Genomic DNA, 14,349 nt, shown 5'->3' with positions numbered 1-14,349 from the left:
ATTATGATTTCCGTCTTTTGCTATCAGCGAAACTTGGCTTAGAGGAAATCCCGCATCCCGCAATTCGGTAAGTGCAAATTCTGCATCTCGGCGATTGGGGAATACACCAACTGCTCTTCTTCTTCTGTGTGTGTTGGGTACTGCACCTACTACGCCAGGAGTAGCCGCTACGGGGTTTACTGTACCTTGCTTGTGTTCGGGGCGATCGTAAACGGCAAATTCTTGTATTCCACGATGGGTCAAAATATCTCTTGCCCTATCAATTTCAGCTTCAGTCCCATCTATAATGACGAGATAATCTCCCCTCTCCAATCTCTCGTTGTAAACTCTAGCGCGTTCTTCAGGAATACCCAAGCCAATCAATGCGCCAACTACGCCACCAGTTGCTGCACCAATTCCTGCACCAGCTATAGTTGTTGCTAGCGCTGTTGCTGTTGCTCCAGCAAGCATGATTGGACCGATTCCCGGAATAGCTAAAGTTCCCAAGCCAACTAACAATCCTGTTAATCCGCCTAAAACTCCTCCAGAAACTGCTCCAGCTGTAGCACCTTCATCTGCTTTGTTGCCTATGTTTTCTCGAACCTCAGCACCTGCAATTTCATCTTTGCGATCGGCATCCCGTTTAATAACAGATACCCTGTCCATTGGAAAGCCAGAACTTCTTAATTCATGTAATGCGTTTTCCACATCTTGACGGCGTGGAAATACGCCTACAGCACGTCTATGTATTCCTACAGCCATGCCCTCTTACCTCAATAAGTAACAACTTTAATTTGCTGATTCTTCTAATGCTATTAATTCTATTTCTACAGATTTTCCTTTAATTTGCATCAATCCCGTGGAGTAACTTTTCTATCTATCAGGAGTATTAGCTTTTTACCTTTATACAATACATTAAGAAAAGTAAATAAAATGAAAAATGTTTTTTTCTTTGTAATGGAGATGCGATCGCACAAAAATATCTGAGCTAAAAATGTGTAATATTAGAAAGTCGCTTTTGTTATATGGGTATGCAAGAAAGTCCTGAAGATTGGTGGGTTGAAATTATGACAAGTAAGCCGCGCTGTATTTATTATTTTGGACCCTTTGTCAATCGTGAAGAGGCAGTGATTGCTTACTCTGGCTATATTGAAGATTTAGACAATGAAGGAGCACAAGGAATTGTTGTCGTTATTAAACGCTGTGCGCCTGAAGTTTTGACAATATGCGATGAAGATGAGGATGACAAAGATATTACTTAAGTCAGTCTGGATAATTAAAGCAAAATATTTATGATTTTCATAATCTATAGCAATCCTATTTGATTTATAAAATACACATAGGTAGGGCTATGCCGCATAAAAGACTTAGTGGTGGGCTATAGCTCTACCTACAGTACCTAAAATTATTTATAAATGATTTAGGATTGCTATATTATTATACCTTTCTTATAAGAAGATGTTTATAAGGTTTCAATTCATACTTAGCTTCGTTTTTTGTGTTTAACACGACCTAAATCTTGATTTTTACCAAGCAGCAAAATGTTACTATCTAGTCTGTTGCTTGACCTTTTTAACGAGCAACATAAAAATGATAAAAACTGCGAGATCGCATTTCTCACTAAATCTAGTTTGTTCCTCCTCAAAGCGATCGCTAGATGTATTTGTTTGAGCTTATTTTTACTGTGCCACTTAAACTTTAAGTTTTTGGCACAACATTTTACAAAGTAATGTAGACGAAAGCAGATAAAAATAGTCACTGAATAGACATTGACAAGATATTGCGTCAAAATTTTATGAGTTAACAGAACTCTTATTCCCAAAATTGAGGGGCGGCAAACGTATCCCACTCAATGGCGTCAAAGATTGCTTTTTACCCTTTCATCTGTTCTGACTGGAGCAATTCTTTTAGCTGGAATGGGAATTTACACCACTCTAAAAGGTTTACAGCCAAAAGTGGAATCTGTAAATAATTCTTCACAAGATACCATAGTCGCCGAGCAAAATACCTCACAACTACCTGTAGACACATCTATTTCGCCAATTCTAATTTAAGCGGTATTAATTTAAGCAATGCAAATCTCAGTGGTGCTAATCTTGACAATGCCAATCTGACCAATGCTAATCTAAGTAGTGCCGACTTAAAAGGAGCTAATCGTCAACTACCCACACTATACACGAAGTGTTAATGTGGGCTTGCAAGAATGCTCGTCTGAAAGGAACTCTTTTAGATGGTGCTAACCTCAATGGTGCAAATTTACTGTAGGGCAATCTATATGAAGCTAGATTTTAGCTTGTACTGTGATTAATCTCACTTATGTATGAGATACAGATCGTTTTCCCCTGACTTATTTATCTCTTAGGTTGAAGTCAAACAATTTATTTTAACCGAAAGATATAAATAAACCTAAATAGTGGTTGTGGGGGAACTATGATTGAAAAACTATTGTTAGCTGCTACCTTAACTTTTGCTCTAAGTATATTTGCGGAATTGGGTCTATCTCCTTCATGGCAAACACCTAGAGGAAGAAGCGGGCAAAGTCAAACTGTTATCACTCTGACGCCGCCTAAAAATTAAGTACTTTCACTACAGTATAACTGCTGAGAGTACATCAAGAATTATAAACCATTTTCCTGTATTTGAACTACTCAGGAAAAAATGCACGCGATTTTCGTATATGAAAAGCCAAATTTTAGTGACAACCGCATTTTTAACTATTCTCAGCCTCAGCCAAACTGCCCAAGCAGCAAATCCCGAACATATCAAACAACTACTGGCTAGCAAAAAATGTTCGGGTTGCGATCTCTCTGGTGCTGGTTTGGTCATGACTGACTTATCAGGGGCAGATTTGAATGGAGCAAACCTTGCAGGGGCTAATCTCAGCCGTGCTAATTTAATTGGTGCGGATTTGAGAAATGCTAACTTGAGCGGCGCTAGTTTCTTTGGTGCTAACCTGAGTGCTGCCAAACTCACTGGTGCAAGTTTAGTGGGTACGGATTTAAGACGTAGCTATCTTTATAATGCAGAGTTAACTAGTACAGATATTAACAGTGCTAACGTACAAGGTGCGACAGGTATACCCTTAAAAAGTGCTAAACCAGAGGAATTTTATGCCTGGGGTGTAGCAGAAGCACAGAAAGGGAACCATCAGGCAGCTATTGACTATTTTAGTCAGGCGATCGCAGTCAAACCCGATTATGCAGGTGCATATCTCGCTCGTGGTATAGCCCGTTATCAAATCATGGATAGACAAGGCGCATTCCAAGATGCCCAAGTAGCAGACAAGTTATTTACATCTGAAAAGAATGCAGCCGGGATGCAAACAGCACAAGCATTTATTCAAGAATTACAAACACCTTACGTCGATCCCGCACTCAAGCCAGCCAAACCCACCTTTGTGGATTTTGTAGGAAGTATTGGTTCCCTCTTACTGCAATTTTTGCCATTTTAATGATAAGACTGACTACTTTGAGAGCAATTTAAAGGAGTTAGGTAGGGAGCATCCCAATTTGGAAAAAATACGCCCGCGATTTCTAATCGCGGCTACACAAACGAAGTCCGCAAGACAAGGACTAGTGCAAAGCCTGCCTCCGCAGGCTTTGTTTGTATAGCCGAGGCAGCGCGTTGCGGAAAGCAGCGCCGTGCGGGGGTTCCCCCCGTTGAGGCGACTGCGGAGGGTTCCCCCCGTTGAAGCGTCTGCCGTCGGTGAATTCTATTCTGAGGGCAATGTGCCAAATCGGGATGCTCCCGTTAGGTATTGGGCAATGATATGTCGCTGTTGATGTGAAGCTGATATATTTCCCGACAAATTTTTGATGCTCCTACCCCTTTTTTGGTAATTAAAGATGTAAGATAATTCCAAGCCATATATCTGATATCAAGCAAGCATTTCGTTTCTTCATCTATATCCCAATCTTCTGCTTTCTCCATAAAGGCAGCTGCTTCATACCAAGAAGCTGCATGAAGAATTAAGTTCGTTAAACTGTGATAACGCAGAGAATAGTCATTACATTCAGGATCGTACATACGTATGATACTTTTTCCCTGCTGATAAGGTACAACAGTATAAAAAACATTACCTTGATACCAGAGTTTAAAAATGGGAAAACTATATTCAAAAAATTTTGCTTCTTCACGTTCGTCATACCGGCTCTCACCCATTTGCTCACAGTATGCGCTTACAGCCTCCTGTAAAGACATGAATTCGGAATTTTCAAATAGAAAATTATAACCGGATGAACCATCGCGCCATTGGTACAGTTCATAAATTTCTTCCGGCAGCTTGAACGGCAGGATATGAGCTTGAGCATCAATCTCTGCACGTGAAAGTCCTGGGCTTAGCTGAGCAGCTCTATCAGGTATGTTCCTCATTAACCATAGACGAATTCGTTCCAATCCTTCTGTTAGTTCTGACATTTTTCGCTCATAGTCTCCCAAACTAGAGAAGACAACCTAGTTGTACTATCAAACCTTATGAGTTTCTATAGAATAACTTACCTTCATTTTATTGGTACAGAGTAGTCCCAGAACCTGTATTATTATGGGGTACAAAAATCATGAGAACAGAAAACCAGTTTAAGCTTAAAAGTCATATCCTTTAATGATTTAAAAATTGGATATTATCTTTCCAACTAACAATTAACAACTTTCTACTAACCAATGACCCTTTCTAATAATTTGTGGGAAGCCAATCAAGATCTAGCTCAAGCTTGTCTTCAGCATCCTTTTGTCCGAGGTATAGGAGATGGTACCCTAGAGCGACAAAAATTTGCCTACTACGTTGGACAAGATGCCTTTTTCTTAGAAGCTTTTGCTCGTGCTTACAGCATAGCTGCAGCTAAAGTCCCCAACTTTTCGGATTTTCTGACGTTTCATTCCTTAGCAGGTGGTGTTTTACAAGAACTTCAGTTACATGAAGGATATGCTGCTCAGTGGGAAATCGATTTACGTTGTATAAAACCTGGAGTAGCAACCCGTCGGTACACAGATTTCTTATTATCAACTGCTTGGAGTGGGGATGTAGGTTTAACTGCTGCTGCTATGTCCCCTTGTATGCGGTTGTATGCTTTTTTAGGCAAACAATTAGCTCTTAATGGTATTCCTACCCATCAATATAGTGATTGGATTCGTACTTACAGCAGCGATGACTTTCTTCCTCTAACACAACAATTAGACAATTTGGTTGACAGCTACGCCAGTCATACAGCCTTGGTAGAGTCAACTTATCGCTATGCCATGTTTTGCGAACAAGACTTTTTCCAAGCAGCATGGAGCTATACAGTGAGCAGTGACCAGTGACTAATGACCACCTGACCAGTGAACGGGCGCTCTTGTGTTGCGCCTCTACTAACAACTAACCACTAACCATTAACACTTTTTATATATTTAATTGTTTTTTCTATCAATAAATTAATTTAAGAATAGTTATAAAATAACAATATATATTTTGTCATTTAAGCTTTTGACAAGGCTTGTTCCTTAACAAATCGGCGTTATGAACTTGTTCAGAAATGACTTTGTTGCACTTGCTGTGATGGTAATTTTGTAGTAGATAATGACAATATTTGTCAGACTCACACATCGTAACACACTTAACTACAGAATATGTTGTCCGAGGTTTACTGCAAAGGTTTGTATGACGATCGCTCAATGGATGTCGAGGAATTATTGAGACGCTATCAGGAAGGAGAGAGGGATTTTAAGGGTGTCATCCTGATAGGCTGTTACTTAACAGAAATCAATCTGAGTGGAGCTAATTTACAAAGAGCTTCTCTCAGCGAGGTTGATTTGAGCAGAGCCAATTTGGTGGGAGCCGATCTAACAGAAGCATCGCTAATCAGAGCCAATTTAACTGGAGCTAACCTAACGGGTGCTAATTTGAGTGGAGCTAATCTTTTTGAAGCGAAGCTTACAGGAGCGACACTTGATGGCGCGGAACTAAAAATGGCAGATTTGATAGATGCAGATTTTACAGCAGCAAGTTTACAGGGAGCCAATCTGTACGGGGCATACATGATAGGAACTCTGTTACAAGGCGTCATCATGCCAGATGGGACAATTCACTCCTAGTAGGGGCAATGGTCACTGGTCACTGGTCACTGGTCACTGGTCACTGGTCACTGGTCACTGGTCACTGCTTACTGACTTGCCATAGCTTGGGATGGAGTATTGCGCCACAATTGATACAATCTTGTGGCTGGCATTGTAAGATACAAAATATCCCCTCCACTCAAGCTTGTTTCTAATAAATCCCAACCATGAATGGTTTGGGAGTTTGTTTCCAAATATAAAGGAACAAAATCGGCGGACATGGCAGCATCTTGAACTCGCAAACCACAAAAAGGATGTGCGGGTGTAATCAAAGTGGCAAAAGCTACCCAAAGACTATCTCCTGTAATCCCATTGCCAAGTATTTTTCCGCCAAGTGCAGCAGCAGCGAATGCTGGGGCTGCTAGTTCTGCTGGGCAGAGTATCGCCTCAAAATCAAATACCTGTTGTGCCACACCCGCAAAGTCAGGATCTGCGTAATGGACAATCACTGGCACTTTGGGTGCTAATCCTTTGGCTGTTAAGGCAATTTCCAAGTTAGTTGCATCATTTCCAGTCATTGCTAACAATGCCGCAGCAGTTTCCATGTTACTGGCTTTTAGTGTTGCTGAGAAGCTAGCATCGGCGTGAATAACGGGAATACTCCATCCACGCGCAGTGCTGACATATTTGTTGTTAGGATCGCGCTCAATGACGACAACTTCATGCCCGCTATTATGCAGTTGTTGGACAATTTTTATACCTATTCCACCTAAACCACAAATAATGTAGTGATTGCGATGAGGAACTCGTGCTGCATCCCAAAATTGTTTGAAGCGAGTTCCTAAAATAAAATCGTTGAGTAATGCATACCAAATACCAAATACTGCTGCTCCGATTAACATCATCACAACAGTAAATAGTTTAATACTCATAGGAGCTTGTCCTATTAACGCATCATTGCCACCCGCACCCGTAATCATACCTACGGAAAAATACAAGGCGTCAACGACAGACATTTTTTGCTCGGCTGATACGTAAGTTAGTGTCGCAACTAGAATAATAAATAATAAAACTAAAGCACCTACTAATACAGATTGAGCATGTTGTTTAAATTGCCGAAGATTAGTAAGCACTTTTAACAGTTTTGTAATGAGGGATTTACGAGCGGGACGGATGCAGGGTTGGGTTCCGATAATGAGACGATCGCCCACCTTCAATTCTTGCCCGGATGCTACCGCCGTGACTAAATCCATCTTACCTTCCATAGGCAGATAGTAAATGAGGACACGCGATCGCTCATTCCACAAATCGCTCAACTTACAACCCCGCCAAGGGTGATATTCGTCAATCAATATCTCATGGATAGGCCAAGTGTGTCCAAACAGCTTGATTTGTCCGATTGCTTTGTTACCCAAAGCCGCAAACGTGAAGACGGGTGCTGCTAAACCCGCAACACTCATACTCCAGTGGTTTGTCACAGCGCGATCCAACCGTTCGGCCAAACTCGTGTTAAAGAAGCGATTGATAATGCGAATGCGTGGATTTAACACCCGCGCCTGCATCATAATCGCCAAATTTGGTTCATCATCAGGTCCTGCAATGACAATCGTATGCGCTTGCTGAATTCCGGCGGCAATTAGAGTGCTAGCTGAAAGCAAGTCACCGACAATCACATCTCCTGCTGTTTCACCAGGAATGTGTTGGTGATGAATGCCAACGACTAGCGCCCCCTGCTGTCTCAACAAACGAAAGACCTTATATCCGGTTCGTCCTAAGCAACAGACAATAATTCGAGGTTTCATGAATGGGCAGCATAACTGACAGGGAAGCTGCATTTTTAATACTTATTTATTTTTGCCGAATGATTGGATTCTCAACTGTAGCTAACAACACGATAATTCCATATTTCAGACACTTTCATCGATTTTTAAAAAGTCAATTGTATTTGTACTTATTCCTTTTTAGAAATTGCGAATTGTGAAAAAACTAGCTCCAATAACTGTGGCAAAATTTGTGGGACATAACTGGTGTATCATCATAAAGTCTAGAGCCCAAGCGAACAATGAAGCTATGCAAGCAAAACTCTTAGAGCATTAATATATGCAAGCGTTTCTACTAAGGCGGAAGATGCCGCAGTCCATGTATAAATTGGATAGCGTTGTAGCGCTTCACGAAATGCATCAAAAGTTTTAAGGGGTTTTTTGTCACTATCTTTAGCATACAAGGCAGACTTACAGTTTGTGACATATGCTTGGACAGAAAAGCTAGTGTCTTTTGTAATCAGTCTTCTTTTTCGTTTTTCATCTGATTCGTTTCTACCAAGGCAAGAAGCATGGTCATAGGTTGGTGCTAGATAAGCCAAGTGGCGCGTCGTTCCTCTTCATTCTCTTCTCCAATTCGCAAGCGAGGTGGTTCTATAAAATTCATATTGTTAGTAGTTGGTGGTTAGTGGTTAGTGGTTAGTAGTTGGTGGTTGGTGGTTAGTGGTTAACAATTAACAGCTAACAACTAACTACTATCAACTACTCCCTTCGGTGCTAGAAGACTATCATTACAGGTAGGTAGGGCTATGCCGCACATTCGCCGTTGTAGGGCATAGCCCCACCTACTGTTGTTGTGGAGCGGGTATCTTGCCTACCAAAAACGGACGAGACGCCCGTTCTACAAGCTTACTGAAAACCGCTATATACTAAGCTTTTATTAATACTTGTTTGCGAATATAAGAATTGTACTTCTTTAAGCGCCTTGCAAGAATAGCATCTAACAAAAGCCGCCAAGCATGGCATGAAAGAATACAGGGATCGAAAATTTTAATAAAACTGTTAATGTTTCTACTTTTAAAAGCAACTATAGTCCAATGCAGTTTTAAATAACTTTTGATATCCTCAATCGGCAAAATATCTTGACGGTACTTTTCATCCACTAAAGCGTGAATTTTTTCCTTCATTAAAATATTTGTATCTAACCTAACTTTTAGAGAAATTTTCCGATCGCAACCTCCAGTCCAAACAGTACGATAAGCAAGACATTGATTGAGAAAAATCGCATCTCCATATTGAGCAAGGCGAATCCAGGAATCAATATCATCACAACTGGTTAATTTGACATCCCAGCCTCCTGTTTGCAAGAAAGCCTCGCGGCTACAAGCGACTTGAACGGGTGTCCCAAAAGGAACGAGTTCTAGCAACATACCATAATGAATGTCTGTTTGCGGAACGTAGTAAGCTATTCCCGGACCGACAACAGGCGTGCGACTCTTTTCAACTCCGTCTATATCGACTTGAGCAGCAATGCAAGAGCAAATGGCAGCACTTTTTCGCAATGCGATCGCTCTTCCCATTTCTTCCAAACAGTTGGGACTTAGGTAATCGTCATCATCCAAAAACTTAATCCAGTCTCCACTGCTTGCTTTGACTCCAGCGTTGACTGTTGCTGCATGACCTTGATTCACCTCGTTGCGATGATAAACAAGGCGTGGTAAATTATCATAGCGAGACAGTTCAGCGCTTAAGCTTTTCAAGTAATCTTGGGTGCCATCTAGCGAACAGTCATCAGCTACAACCAGCTCGCAAGGAATTGTCTGGTTGAGTACGGAGTTAATTGCTCGTTGCAACAACGTTAAACGGTTGTAGGTCGTAATAACGACACTGAATATCATAGATCGGATTCTCGCGGCTATTGCCCTCTATAGTCCATTTTCCATCTAGCACCGTTATACTTGGTAAGTGCTCCCACTAAAATAACTAGACTGAATGCTAGTTGTCGATTTATTATTGTTGATTGTGAGTTTTTGCACCAAATATGAACGCTCAGGAGATCATCCGCTCTATAGAAGCGGAGCAGCTAAAATCTAATTTGCCCCAAATATTTGTGGGTGACACAGTAAGAGTCGGAGTTAAAATTAAGGAAGGCGACAAGTTTCGCGTCCAGCCTTATGAGGGAGTCGTTATTTCCATCCGGAATGGTGGAATTAACGAAACTATTACAGTACGTCGCGTATTTCAGGGTGTAGGCGTAGAACGAGTTTTTCTACTGCATTCCCCACGGATAGACAATATCAAAGTCATACGTCGCGGGAAAGTTAGACGTGCTAAGCTTTATTATCTACGCGATCGCGTTGGGAAAGCGACCCGCATCAAACAACGCTTCGATCGTGCTTTGTAAGCTCGTTCCTACAGGAAACTTTGGGAGAAAGCTCAACAAAAAAGCGGCTTGAATCGCTCTAAAGAGTTTTACCCTTCCAAAGTTAACTGAAAAAGTAGCCAATTTGTGTTATCCTAGTGTAAGCTAATAATGGTAACTCAATAAGCAACAGCTCGTGCGCTCTTAGTTCAGTTGGTAGAACGCAGGTCTCCAAAACCTGATGTCGGGGGTTCAAGTCCTCCAGGGCGCGCTGTCAGCTAAGACAATGCCCGAAAGCAAAGCAGTATCTGCTAGATTAGCAGTATGACTTGTAGATTTCGGGTATAGTTTTTGTGTTTGTAGCGGATCGCTTCAAACAAGCTGGAGCTGTTACAAAAAAAGTAGTAGGCAGCGTGTATGTAGTGAACGGGGGAGGAGCGCGATTGTGGCCAAAAAAAATGAAGCAGAAATGACGGAAACATCCAATTCTTTGGGACTTCCGAGCTTCTTCCAAGGACTCAAGGAAGAATTTGATAAGGTGGTTTGGCCTAGTCGGCAGCAGCTAGTAAGCGAATCAGCCGCTGTTTTATTAATGATGGCACTCTCCGCATCACTAATATTTCTAGTAGATAAATTTTTTACTTGGGCAGCACAACAGGTGTTCTGATGACTTATGCAACAGACGGTGAGCGTGATGGAACGCTACAGTCAGACGATACCGCAGATTCAGCGTCAAAAGAAGCTCGCTGGTATGCAGTTCAAGTCGCTTCTGGTTGTGAGAAGCGCGTAAAGACAAATTTAGAGCAGCGCATCCAAACTTTTGATGTAGCTGATAAAATTGTCCAGGTGGAGATTCCACACACACCAGCAGTAAAAATCCGAAAGGATGGTTCTCGCCAGCATACAGAGGAAAAAGTTTTTCCCGGCTACGTGCTAGTGAGAATGCTGATGGATGACGACACCTGGCAGGTAGTACGCAATACTTCTCACGTGATTAATTTCGTGGGAGCAGAGCAAAAACGTGGAAGCGGCAAAGGACGCGGTCACGTAAAGCCAGTGCCGCTAAGTCACACAGAAGTCGAAAGAATCTTCAAGCAGACCAGCGAGCAAGAAGCAGTTGTCAAAATTGACATGGCTGCAGGTGATAAGATAAAAGTGCTTTCAGGTCCGTTTAAAGACTTTGAAGGTGAGGTGATTGAAGTCAGTCCTGAACGGAGTAAGCTAAAAGCTCTGCTTTCGATTTTTGGGCGGGATACACCAGTAGAATTGGAATTTAATCAGGTAGAGAAACAGAGCTAATCAAACATGGCGAAAAAAGTAGTTGCGGTCATTAAGTTGGCCCTCAATGCTGGGAAAGCCAACCCAGCACCGCCAGTTGGTCCGGCATTGGGTCAACATGGCGTTAACATCATGATGTTTTGTAAGGAGTACAACGCCAAGACAGCAGATCAAGCTGGAACGGTAATTCCCGTAGAAATATCAGTGTATGAAGATAGGAGTTTTACTTTTATTCTGAAAACTCCTCCTGCTTCGGTACTCATTACTAAAGCAGCAAAAATTGAAAGAGGCTCTAGCGAACCAAACAAAAAGAAAGTTGGTTCCATTACAACAGAACAATTGCGTCAAATTGCCCAAACAAAATTGCCCGACCTCAACGCCAACGATATCGAAGCGGCGATGAAGATTATCGCAGGGACTGCTAAAAATATGGGTGTGACAGTTAAGGATTAGTAGGGGCGCAAGGCATTGCGCCCCTACAGTAGTTAGTTTGCGCCCGTACAGTAGTTTAGTGGTAAAAAAAACAACTAACAACTAACAAAATTTATCGGGGGAGAAGCGATCGCTTCGTAATAAACCCCAGGAGAGAAAAATGACGAAAAAAGTATCGCGCCGATTACAGGCGCTTCTAGAAAAAGTAGAAGACAGAGATTATCAGCCCTTAGATGCATTAGCACTGCTTAAGGAAACGGCTACAGCAAAGTTCCAAGAAGCAGCAGAAGCACACATTAGATTAGGTATTGACCCCAAATACACAGACCAACAATTGCGGACAACTGTGGTATTGCCTAAAGGAACAGGGCAAACAGTAAGAGTAGCAGTTATTGCCAGAGGGGAAAAAGTTACAGAAGCCAGCAATGCTGGTGCTGATGTTGTCGGTTCGGAAGAACTGATCGACGAGATTCAAAAAGGCAGAATGGACTTTGACAAGCTCATAGCTACACCTGATATAATGCCACAGGTAGCAAAGCTAGGTAAGTTACTCGGTCCTCGCGGTTTGATGCCATCCCCCAAAGGTGGAACAGTCACATTTGATATCGCAAGTGCGATCGGGGAATTTAAAGCAGGTAAATTAGAATTCCGAGCTGACCGGACTGGTATCGTCCATGTTATGTTTGGTAAGGCATCCTTCACACCAGAAGATTTACTGGTAAACTTGAAAGCGTTGCAAGAAACAATCGATCGCAACCGTCCTTCAGGAGCAAAAGGTCGTTACTGGCGAACAATATACGTATCCGCTACAATGGGACCTTCGATTAAAGTCGATGTCAACGCCCTAAGGGATTTGAAACAAGCTGAAGGTGTGTAATAGGGATTGGGGAATGGGGACTAGGGACTGGGTGTAATATGTGTAAAACCCAATCGCCATTGCCCCTTATCCCCAGAGGGGGCCCCGAGTTCCCCAATCGCCAATCCCAAAATTAAGTACAGCAACAGCCGGAGACAGCAGGTGCTATTAGCTTAATATCCTGCCGAGGTTTGCGTCCTAAATGCTAAAAGTACATCCTTTAAATAAGGTTTATGTACTGTAGTGTAAAGACGATGAAGTAAAGACGTATTGTGAAAAGCGTACTTACTCTAAAACCCCGGCTGCAAGAGCTGGGGTTTATTGTTTTATTTGTTAGTAGATAGTAGTTAGTAGAAAAAACCCCACTAATACCAATTCTCCAAATGATTGCTACACACGATCCCCCATTATCCACGCCACTTGCTTTATACCGGGGAACCCGTCCACCGCAGTGGCTCCCCTTAAAAAGGGGGACTTTAAAGACTTTCCCCCCTTGTTAAGGGGAGCCAGCGCTGCAGAAGGGTCTCCCGAACTCACAGCGACTGGCGTGGGCTAGGGGGGCTCTCAATCTGTTACTTTAATACAGAGAATTGGTATAACAACTAACAACTAACAACTAACAACTAACAAATTCAAGGAGGTGATAAAGATGCCAAGAACGATAGAAGATAAACAGGCTATAGTAGCAGATCTCAAAGAAACTTTGAGTGAGTCGCAATTAGCAATCGTCATTGACTATCAAGGGTTAACAGTTGCCGAAATTACAGATTTAAGAAAACGCTTGCGTCCTGCTGGGACTGTATGTAAGGTGACTAAAAACACCCTAATGGGTATTGCCATTAAAGACCAAGAGCAATGGCAACCATTAGAAGAACTACTCAAAGGTTCTTCTGCCTTTTTGCTAGTTAAAGAGGATTTCTCAGCAGCAATCAAGGCTTACCAAGATTTCCAGAAAGCCACCAAGAAAACAGAAGTTCGTGGCGGCGTCATGGAAGGTCGCTTGTTGAAAGAGCCTGAGATCAAAGCTTTAGGAGATTTACCATCTAAAGAGCAACTGATCGCACAAATTGCTGGAGCCATCAATGGTTTGGCTACCAAGCTTGCTGTTGGTATCAACGAAGTTCCAGGTTCTCTCGCTCGTGCTTTACAAGCTGTCGCTGATAAGGAAAAAGGCGATGGTGAAACTGAAAGTGCATCTTAGTTAGTAGGGGCGCAAAGCGTTGCAACCGTACAGTCGTTAGTAAAAAACAACTAACAATGACAGGCGAGACGCCTGTCCTACACAACTAACGGCGAGACGCCTGTCCTACATAATTAACCAATCAACATTACAGGAGTTTTAACAATGTCCGCAGCAACCGATGAAATTTTGGATAAATTAAAAGGACTGACTTTGCTCGAAGCCGCTGAGTTAGTTAAGCAAATCGAAGAAGCTTTTGGCGTAAGTGCTGCTGCACCTGCAGGTGGAATGATGATGATGGCTGCACCTGGTGGTGGTGGTGCTGCTGCTGCTGAGCCAGTAGAAGAGAAAACTGAGTTTGATGTTATTCTTGAAGCAGTTCCTGCTGATAAGAAGATTGCCGTACTTAAAGTTGTACGTGAATTGACTGGTTTGGGTCTGAAAGAAGCAAAAGACTTGGTAGAATCAGCAC

Annotated in this window: 20 protein-coding genes, 1 tRNA gene and 1 other annotated feature; of the genes, 16 read left to right on the top strand and 5 right to left on the bottom strand. The window is 42.2% G+C overall.

Annotated features, from left to right (window positions below; all coding sequences use genetic code 11):
* Positions 1–741: general stress protein (locus tag ACKTT2_RS02720; RefSeq protein ID WP_407883713.1), on the bottom strand; the 741-nt coding region annotated here is incomplete at its 3' end.
* A gap of 263 nt (positions 742–1,004) precedes the next feature.
* Here ACKTT2_RS02720 and ACKTT2_RS02715 point away from each other — a divergent pair.
* The 6 genes from ACKTT2_RS02715 to ACKTT2_RS02690 all read left to right on the top strand — a co-directional run bounded on the left by ACKTT2_RS02715 (position 1,005) and on the right by ACKTT2_RS02690 (position 3,430).
* Complete coding sequence (locus ACKTT2_RS02715; protein ID WP_407883711.1) at positions 1,005–1,241, top strand: DUF1816 domain-containing protein; 237 nt, start codon at positions 1,005–1,007, stop codon at positions 1,239–1,241.
* A gap of 603 nt (positions 1,242–1,844) precedes the next feature.
* A complete protein-coding gene (locus tag ACKTT2_RS02710) occupies positions 1,845–2,033 on the top strand; it encodes a hypothetical protein (protein WP_407883709.1) in 189 nt (62 codons plus the stop codon).
* Positions 2,009–2,167, top strand: a complete 159-nt coding sequence (locus ACKTT2_RS02705; protein WP_407883719.1) for a pentapeptide repeat-containing protein — start codon at positions 2,009–2,011, stop codon at positions 2,165–2,167. Before ACKTT2_RS02710 ends, ACKTT2_RS02705 begins: the two co-directional genes overlap by 25 nt.
* Positions 2,167–2,244, top strand: coding sequence for a pentapeptide repeat-containing protein (locus ACKTT2_RS02700; protein WP_407883717.1), 78 nt, complete (start codon positions 2,167–2,169; stop codon positions 2,242–2,244). The genes ACKTT2_RS02705 and ACKTT2_RS02700 overlap by 1 nt, the downstream gene beginning before the upstream one ends.
* A gap of 165 nt (positions 2,245–2,409) precedes the next feature.
* Positions 2,410–2,556, top strand: coding sequence for a QAALIT motif small membrane protein (locus ACKTT2_RS02695; RefSeq protein ID WP_407883707.1), 147 nt, complete (start codon positions 2,410–2,412; stop codon positions 2,554–2,556).
* Between the two features lie 100 nt (positions 2,557–2,656).
* Entirely contained in the window at positions 2,657–3,430 is a 774-nt protein-coding gene (locus ACKTT2_RS02690) for a pentapeptide repeat-containing protein (protein ID WP_407883705.1), read from the top strand.
* Positions 3,431–3,729: 299 nt separating this feature from the next.
* On the opposite strand, the gene ACKTT2_RS02685 is transcribed toward ACKTT2_RS02690, so the two are convergent.
* The gene (locus tag ACKTT2_RS02685; protein ID WP_407883703.1) at positions 3,730–4,395 is read right to left on the bottom strand and encodes an SMI1/KNR4 family protein; all 666 of its coding nucleotides are present in this window, start codon (positions 4,393–4,395) and stop codon (positions 3,730–3,732) included.
* A gap of 243 nt (positions 4,396–4,638) precedes the next feature.
* Here ACKTT2_RS02685 and ACKTT2_RS02680 point away from each other — a divergent pair, with 243 nt between their 5' ends.
* Together ACKTT2_RS02680 and ACKTT2_RS02675 are read left to right on the top strand one after the other, a co-directional pair.
* Complete coding sequence (locus ACKTT2_RS02680; protein ID WP_407883701.1) at positions 4,639–5,277, top strand: TenA family protein; 639 nt, start codon at positions 4,639–4,641, stop codon at positions 5,275–5,277.
* 351 nt (positions 5,278–5,628) lie between these two features.
* Positions 5,629–6,048 (top strand): pentapeptide repeat-containing protein, encoded by a 420-nt coding sequence (locus ACKTT2_RS02675; protein WP_407883715.1) that lies wholly within the window; start codon positions 5,629–5,631, stop codon positions 6,046–6,048.
* A gap of 68 nt (positions 6,049–6,116) precedes the next feature.
* Here the strand turns inward: ACKTT2_RS02675 and ACKTT2_RS02670 are convergent, their stop codons facing one another.
* The 3 genes from ACKTT2_RS02670 to ACKTT2_RS02660 form a co-directional block, all read right to left on the bottom strand.
* A complete protein-coding gene (locus tag ACKTT2_RS02670; RefSeq protein WP_407883699.1) occupies positions 6,117–7,811 on the bottom strand; it encodes a potassium channel family protein in 1,695 nt (564 codons plus the stop codon).
* A gap of 266 nt (positions 7,812–8,077) precedes the next feature.
* Entirely contained in the window at positions 8,078–8,371 is a 294-nt protein-coding gene (locus tag ACKTT2_RS02665) for a HipA domain-containing protein (protein ID WP_407883697.1), read from the bottom strand.
* 327 nt (positions 8,372–8,698) lie between these two features.
* Complete coding sequence (locus tag ACKTT2_RS02660) at positions 8,699–9,667, bottom strand: glycosyltransferase family 2 protein (RefSeq protein ID WP_407883695.1); 969 nt, start codon at positions 9,665–9,667, stop codon at positions 8,699–8,701.
* Between the two features lie 143 nt (positions 9,668–9,810).
* Here ACKTT2_RS02660 and rplS point away from each other — a divergent pair, with 143 nt between their 5' ends.
* The 8 genes from rplS to rplL all read left to right on the top strand — a co-directional run.
* Positions 9,811–10,173 carry a 50S ribosomal protein L19 gene (gene rplS / locus ACKTT2_RS02655; RefSeq protein ID WP_407883692.1) on the top strand — a complete coding sequence of 121 codons (363 nt, stop codon included), beginning with the start codon at positions 9,811–9,813 and terminating at the stop codon, positions 10,171–10,173.
* 156 nt (positions 10,174–10,329) lie between these two features.
* Positions 10,330–10,402, top strand: a tRNA-Trp gene (locus ACKTT2_RS02650).
* 174 nt (positions 10,403–10,576) lie between these two features.
* Positions 10,577–10,798 (top strand): preprotein translocase subunit SecE, encoded by a 222-nt coding sequence (gene secE / locus ACKTT2_RS02645; protein ID WP_407883690.1) that lies wholly within the window; start codon positions 10,577–10,579, stop codon positions 10,796–10,798.
* Positions 10,798–11,430, top strand: coding sequence for a transcription termination/antitermination protein NusG (gene nusG / locus ACKTT2_RS02640; RefSeq protein WP_407883688.1), 633 nt, complete (start codon positions 10,798–10,800; stop codon positions 11,428–11,430). Before secE ends, nusG begins: the two co-directional genes overlap by 1 nt.
* A gap of 6 nt (positions 11,431–11,436) precedes the next feature.
* A complete protein-coding gene (gene rplK / locus ACKTT2_RS02635; protein ID WP_407883686.1) occupies positions 11,437–11,862 on the top strand; it encodes a 50S ribosomal protein L11 in 426 nt (141 codons plus the stop codon).
* A 139-nt stretch (positions 11,863–12,001) separates the two neighbouring features.
* On the top strand, positions 12,002–12,718 hold the full coding sequence (rplA, locus tag ACKTT2_RS02630; RefSeq protein ID WP_407883684.1) for a 50S ribosomal protein L1: 717 nt from the start codon (positions 12,002–12,004) through the stop codon (positions 12,716–12,718).
* Positions 12,719–12,828: 110 nt separating this feature from the next.
* Positions 12,829–13,029 (top strand) — a sequence feature (ribosomal protein L10 leader region).
* Between the two features lie 317 nt (positions 13,030–13,346).
* On the top strand, positions 13,347–13,898 hold the full coding sequence (rplJ, locus tag ACKTT2_RS02625; RefSeq protein WP_407883682.1) for a 50S ribosomal protein L10: 552 nt from the start codon (positions 13,347–13,349) through the stop codon (positions 13,896–13,898).
* 144 nt (positions 13,899–14,042) lie between these two features.
* Positions 14,043–14,349 (top strand): 50S ribosomal protein L7/L12 (gene rplL, locus ACKTT2_RS02620; protein ID WP_407883680.1); only part of this gene is annotated, 307 nt, incomplete at its 3' end.

This window comes from Scytonema hankhaensis NUACC26, from assembly GCF_045865695.1.
Lineage (GTDB): Bacteria > Cyanobacteriota > Cyanobacteriia > Cyanobacteriales > Nostocaceae > Scytonema.
This window is presented reverse-complemented; position numbering and strand designations above follow the sequence as displayed.

Bases quoted from the DNA above. Each gene is read 5' to 3' on its own strand.
- rplK (WP_407883686.1), top strand. From the start codon at position 11,437: ATGGCGAAAAAAGTAGTTGCGGTCATTAAGTTGGCCCTCAATGCTGGG.
- ACKTT2_RS02675 (WP_407883715.1), top strand. From the start codon at position 5,629: ATGGATGTCGAGGAATTATTGAGACGCTATCAGGAAGGAGAGAGGGAT.
- rplS (WP_407883692.1), top strand. From the start codon at position 9,811: ATGAACGCTCAGGAGATCATCCGCTCTATAGAAGCGGAGCAGCTAAAA.
- ACKTT2_RS02715 (WP_407883711.1), top strand. From the start codon at position 1,005: ATGGGTATGCAAGAAAGTCCTGAAGATTGGTGGGTTGAAATTATGACA.
- rplA (WP_407883684.1), top strand. From the start codon at position 12,002: ATGACGAAAAAAGTATCGCGCCGATTACAGGCGCTTCTAGAAAAAGTA.
- ACKTT2_RS02680 (WP_407883701.1), top strand. From the start codon at position 4,639: ATGACCCTTTCTAATAATTTGTGGGAAGCCAATCAAGATCTAGCTCAA.
- rplJ (WP_407883682.1), top strand. From the start codon at position 13,347: ATGCCAAGAACGATAGAAGATAAACAGGCTATAGTAGCAGATCTCAAA.
- ACKTT2_RS02695 (WP_407883707.1), top strand. From the start codon at position 2,410: ATGATTGAAAAACTATTGTTAGCTGCTACCTTAACTTTTGCTCTAAGT.
- nusG (WP_407883688.1), top strand. From the start codon at position 10,798: ATGACTTATGCAACAGACGGTGAGCGTGATGGAACGCTACAGTCAGAC.
- ACKTT2_RS02685 (WP_407883703.1), bottom strand. From the start codon at position 4,395: ATGTCAGAACTAACAGAAGGATTGGAACGAATTCGTCTATGGTTAATG.
- ACKTT2_RS02670 (WP_407883699.1), bottom strand. From the start codon at position 7,811: ATGAAACCTCGAATTATTGTCTGTTGCTTAGGACGAACCGGATATAAG.
- ACKTT2_RS02690 (WP_407883705.1), top strand. From the start codon at position 2,657: ATGAAAAGCCAAATTTTAGTGACAACCGCATTTTTAACTATTCTCAGC.
- ACKTT2_RS02700 (WP_407883717.1), top strand. From the start codon at position 2,167: ATGTGGGCTTGCAAGAATGCTCGTCTGAAAGGAACTCTTTTAGATGGT.
- ACKTT2_RS02660 (WP_407883695.1), bottom strand. From the start codon at position 9,667: ATGATATTCAGTGTCGTTATTACGACCTACAACCGTTTAACGTTGTTG.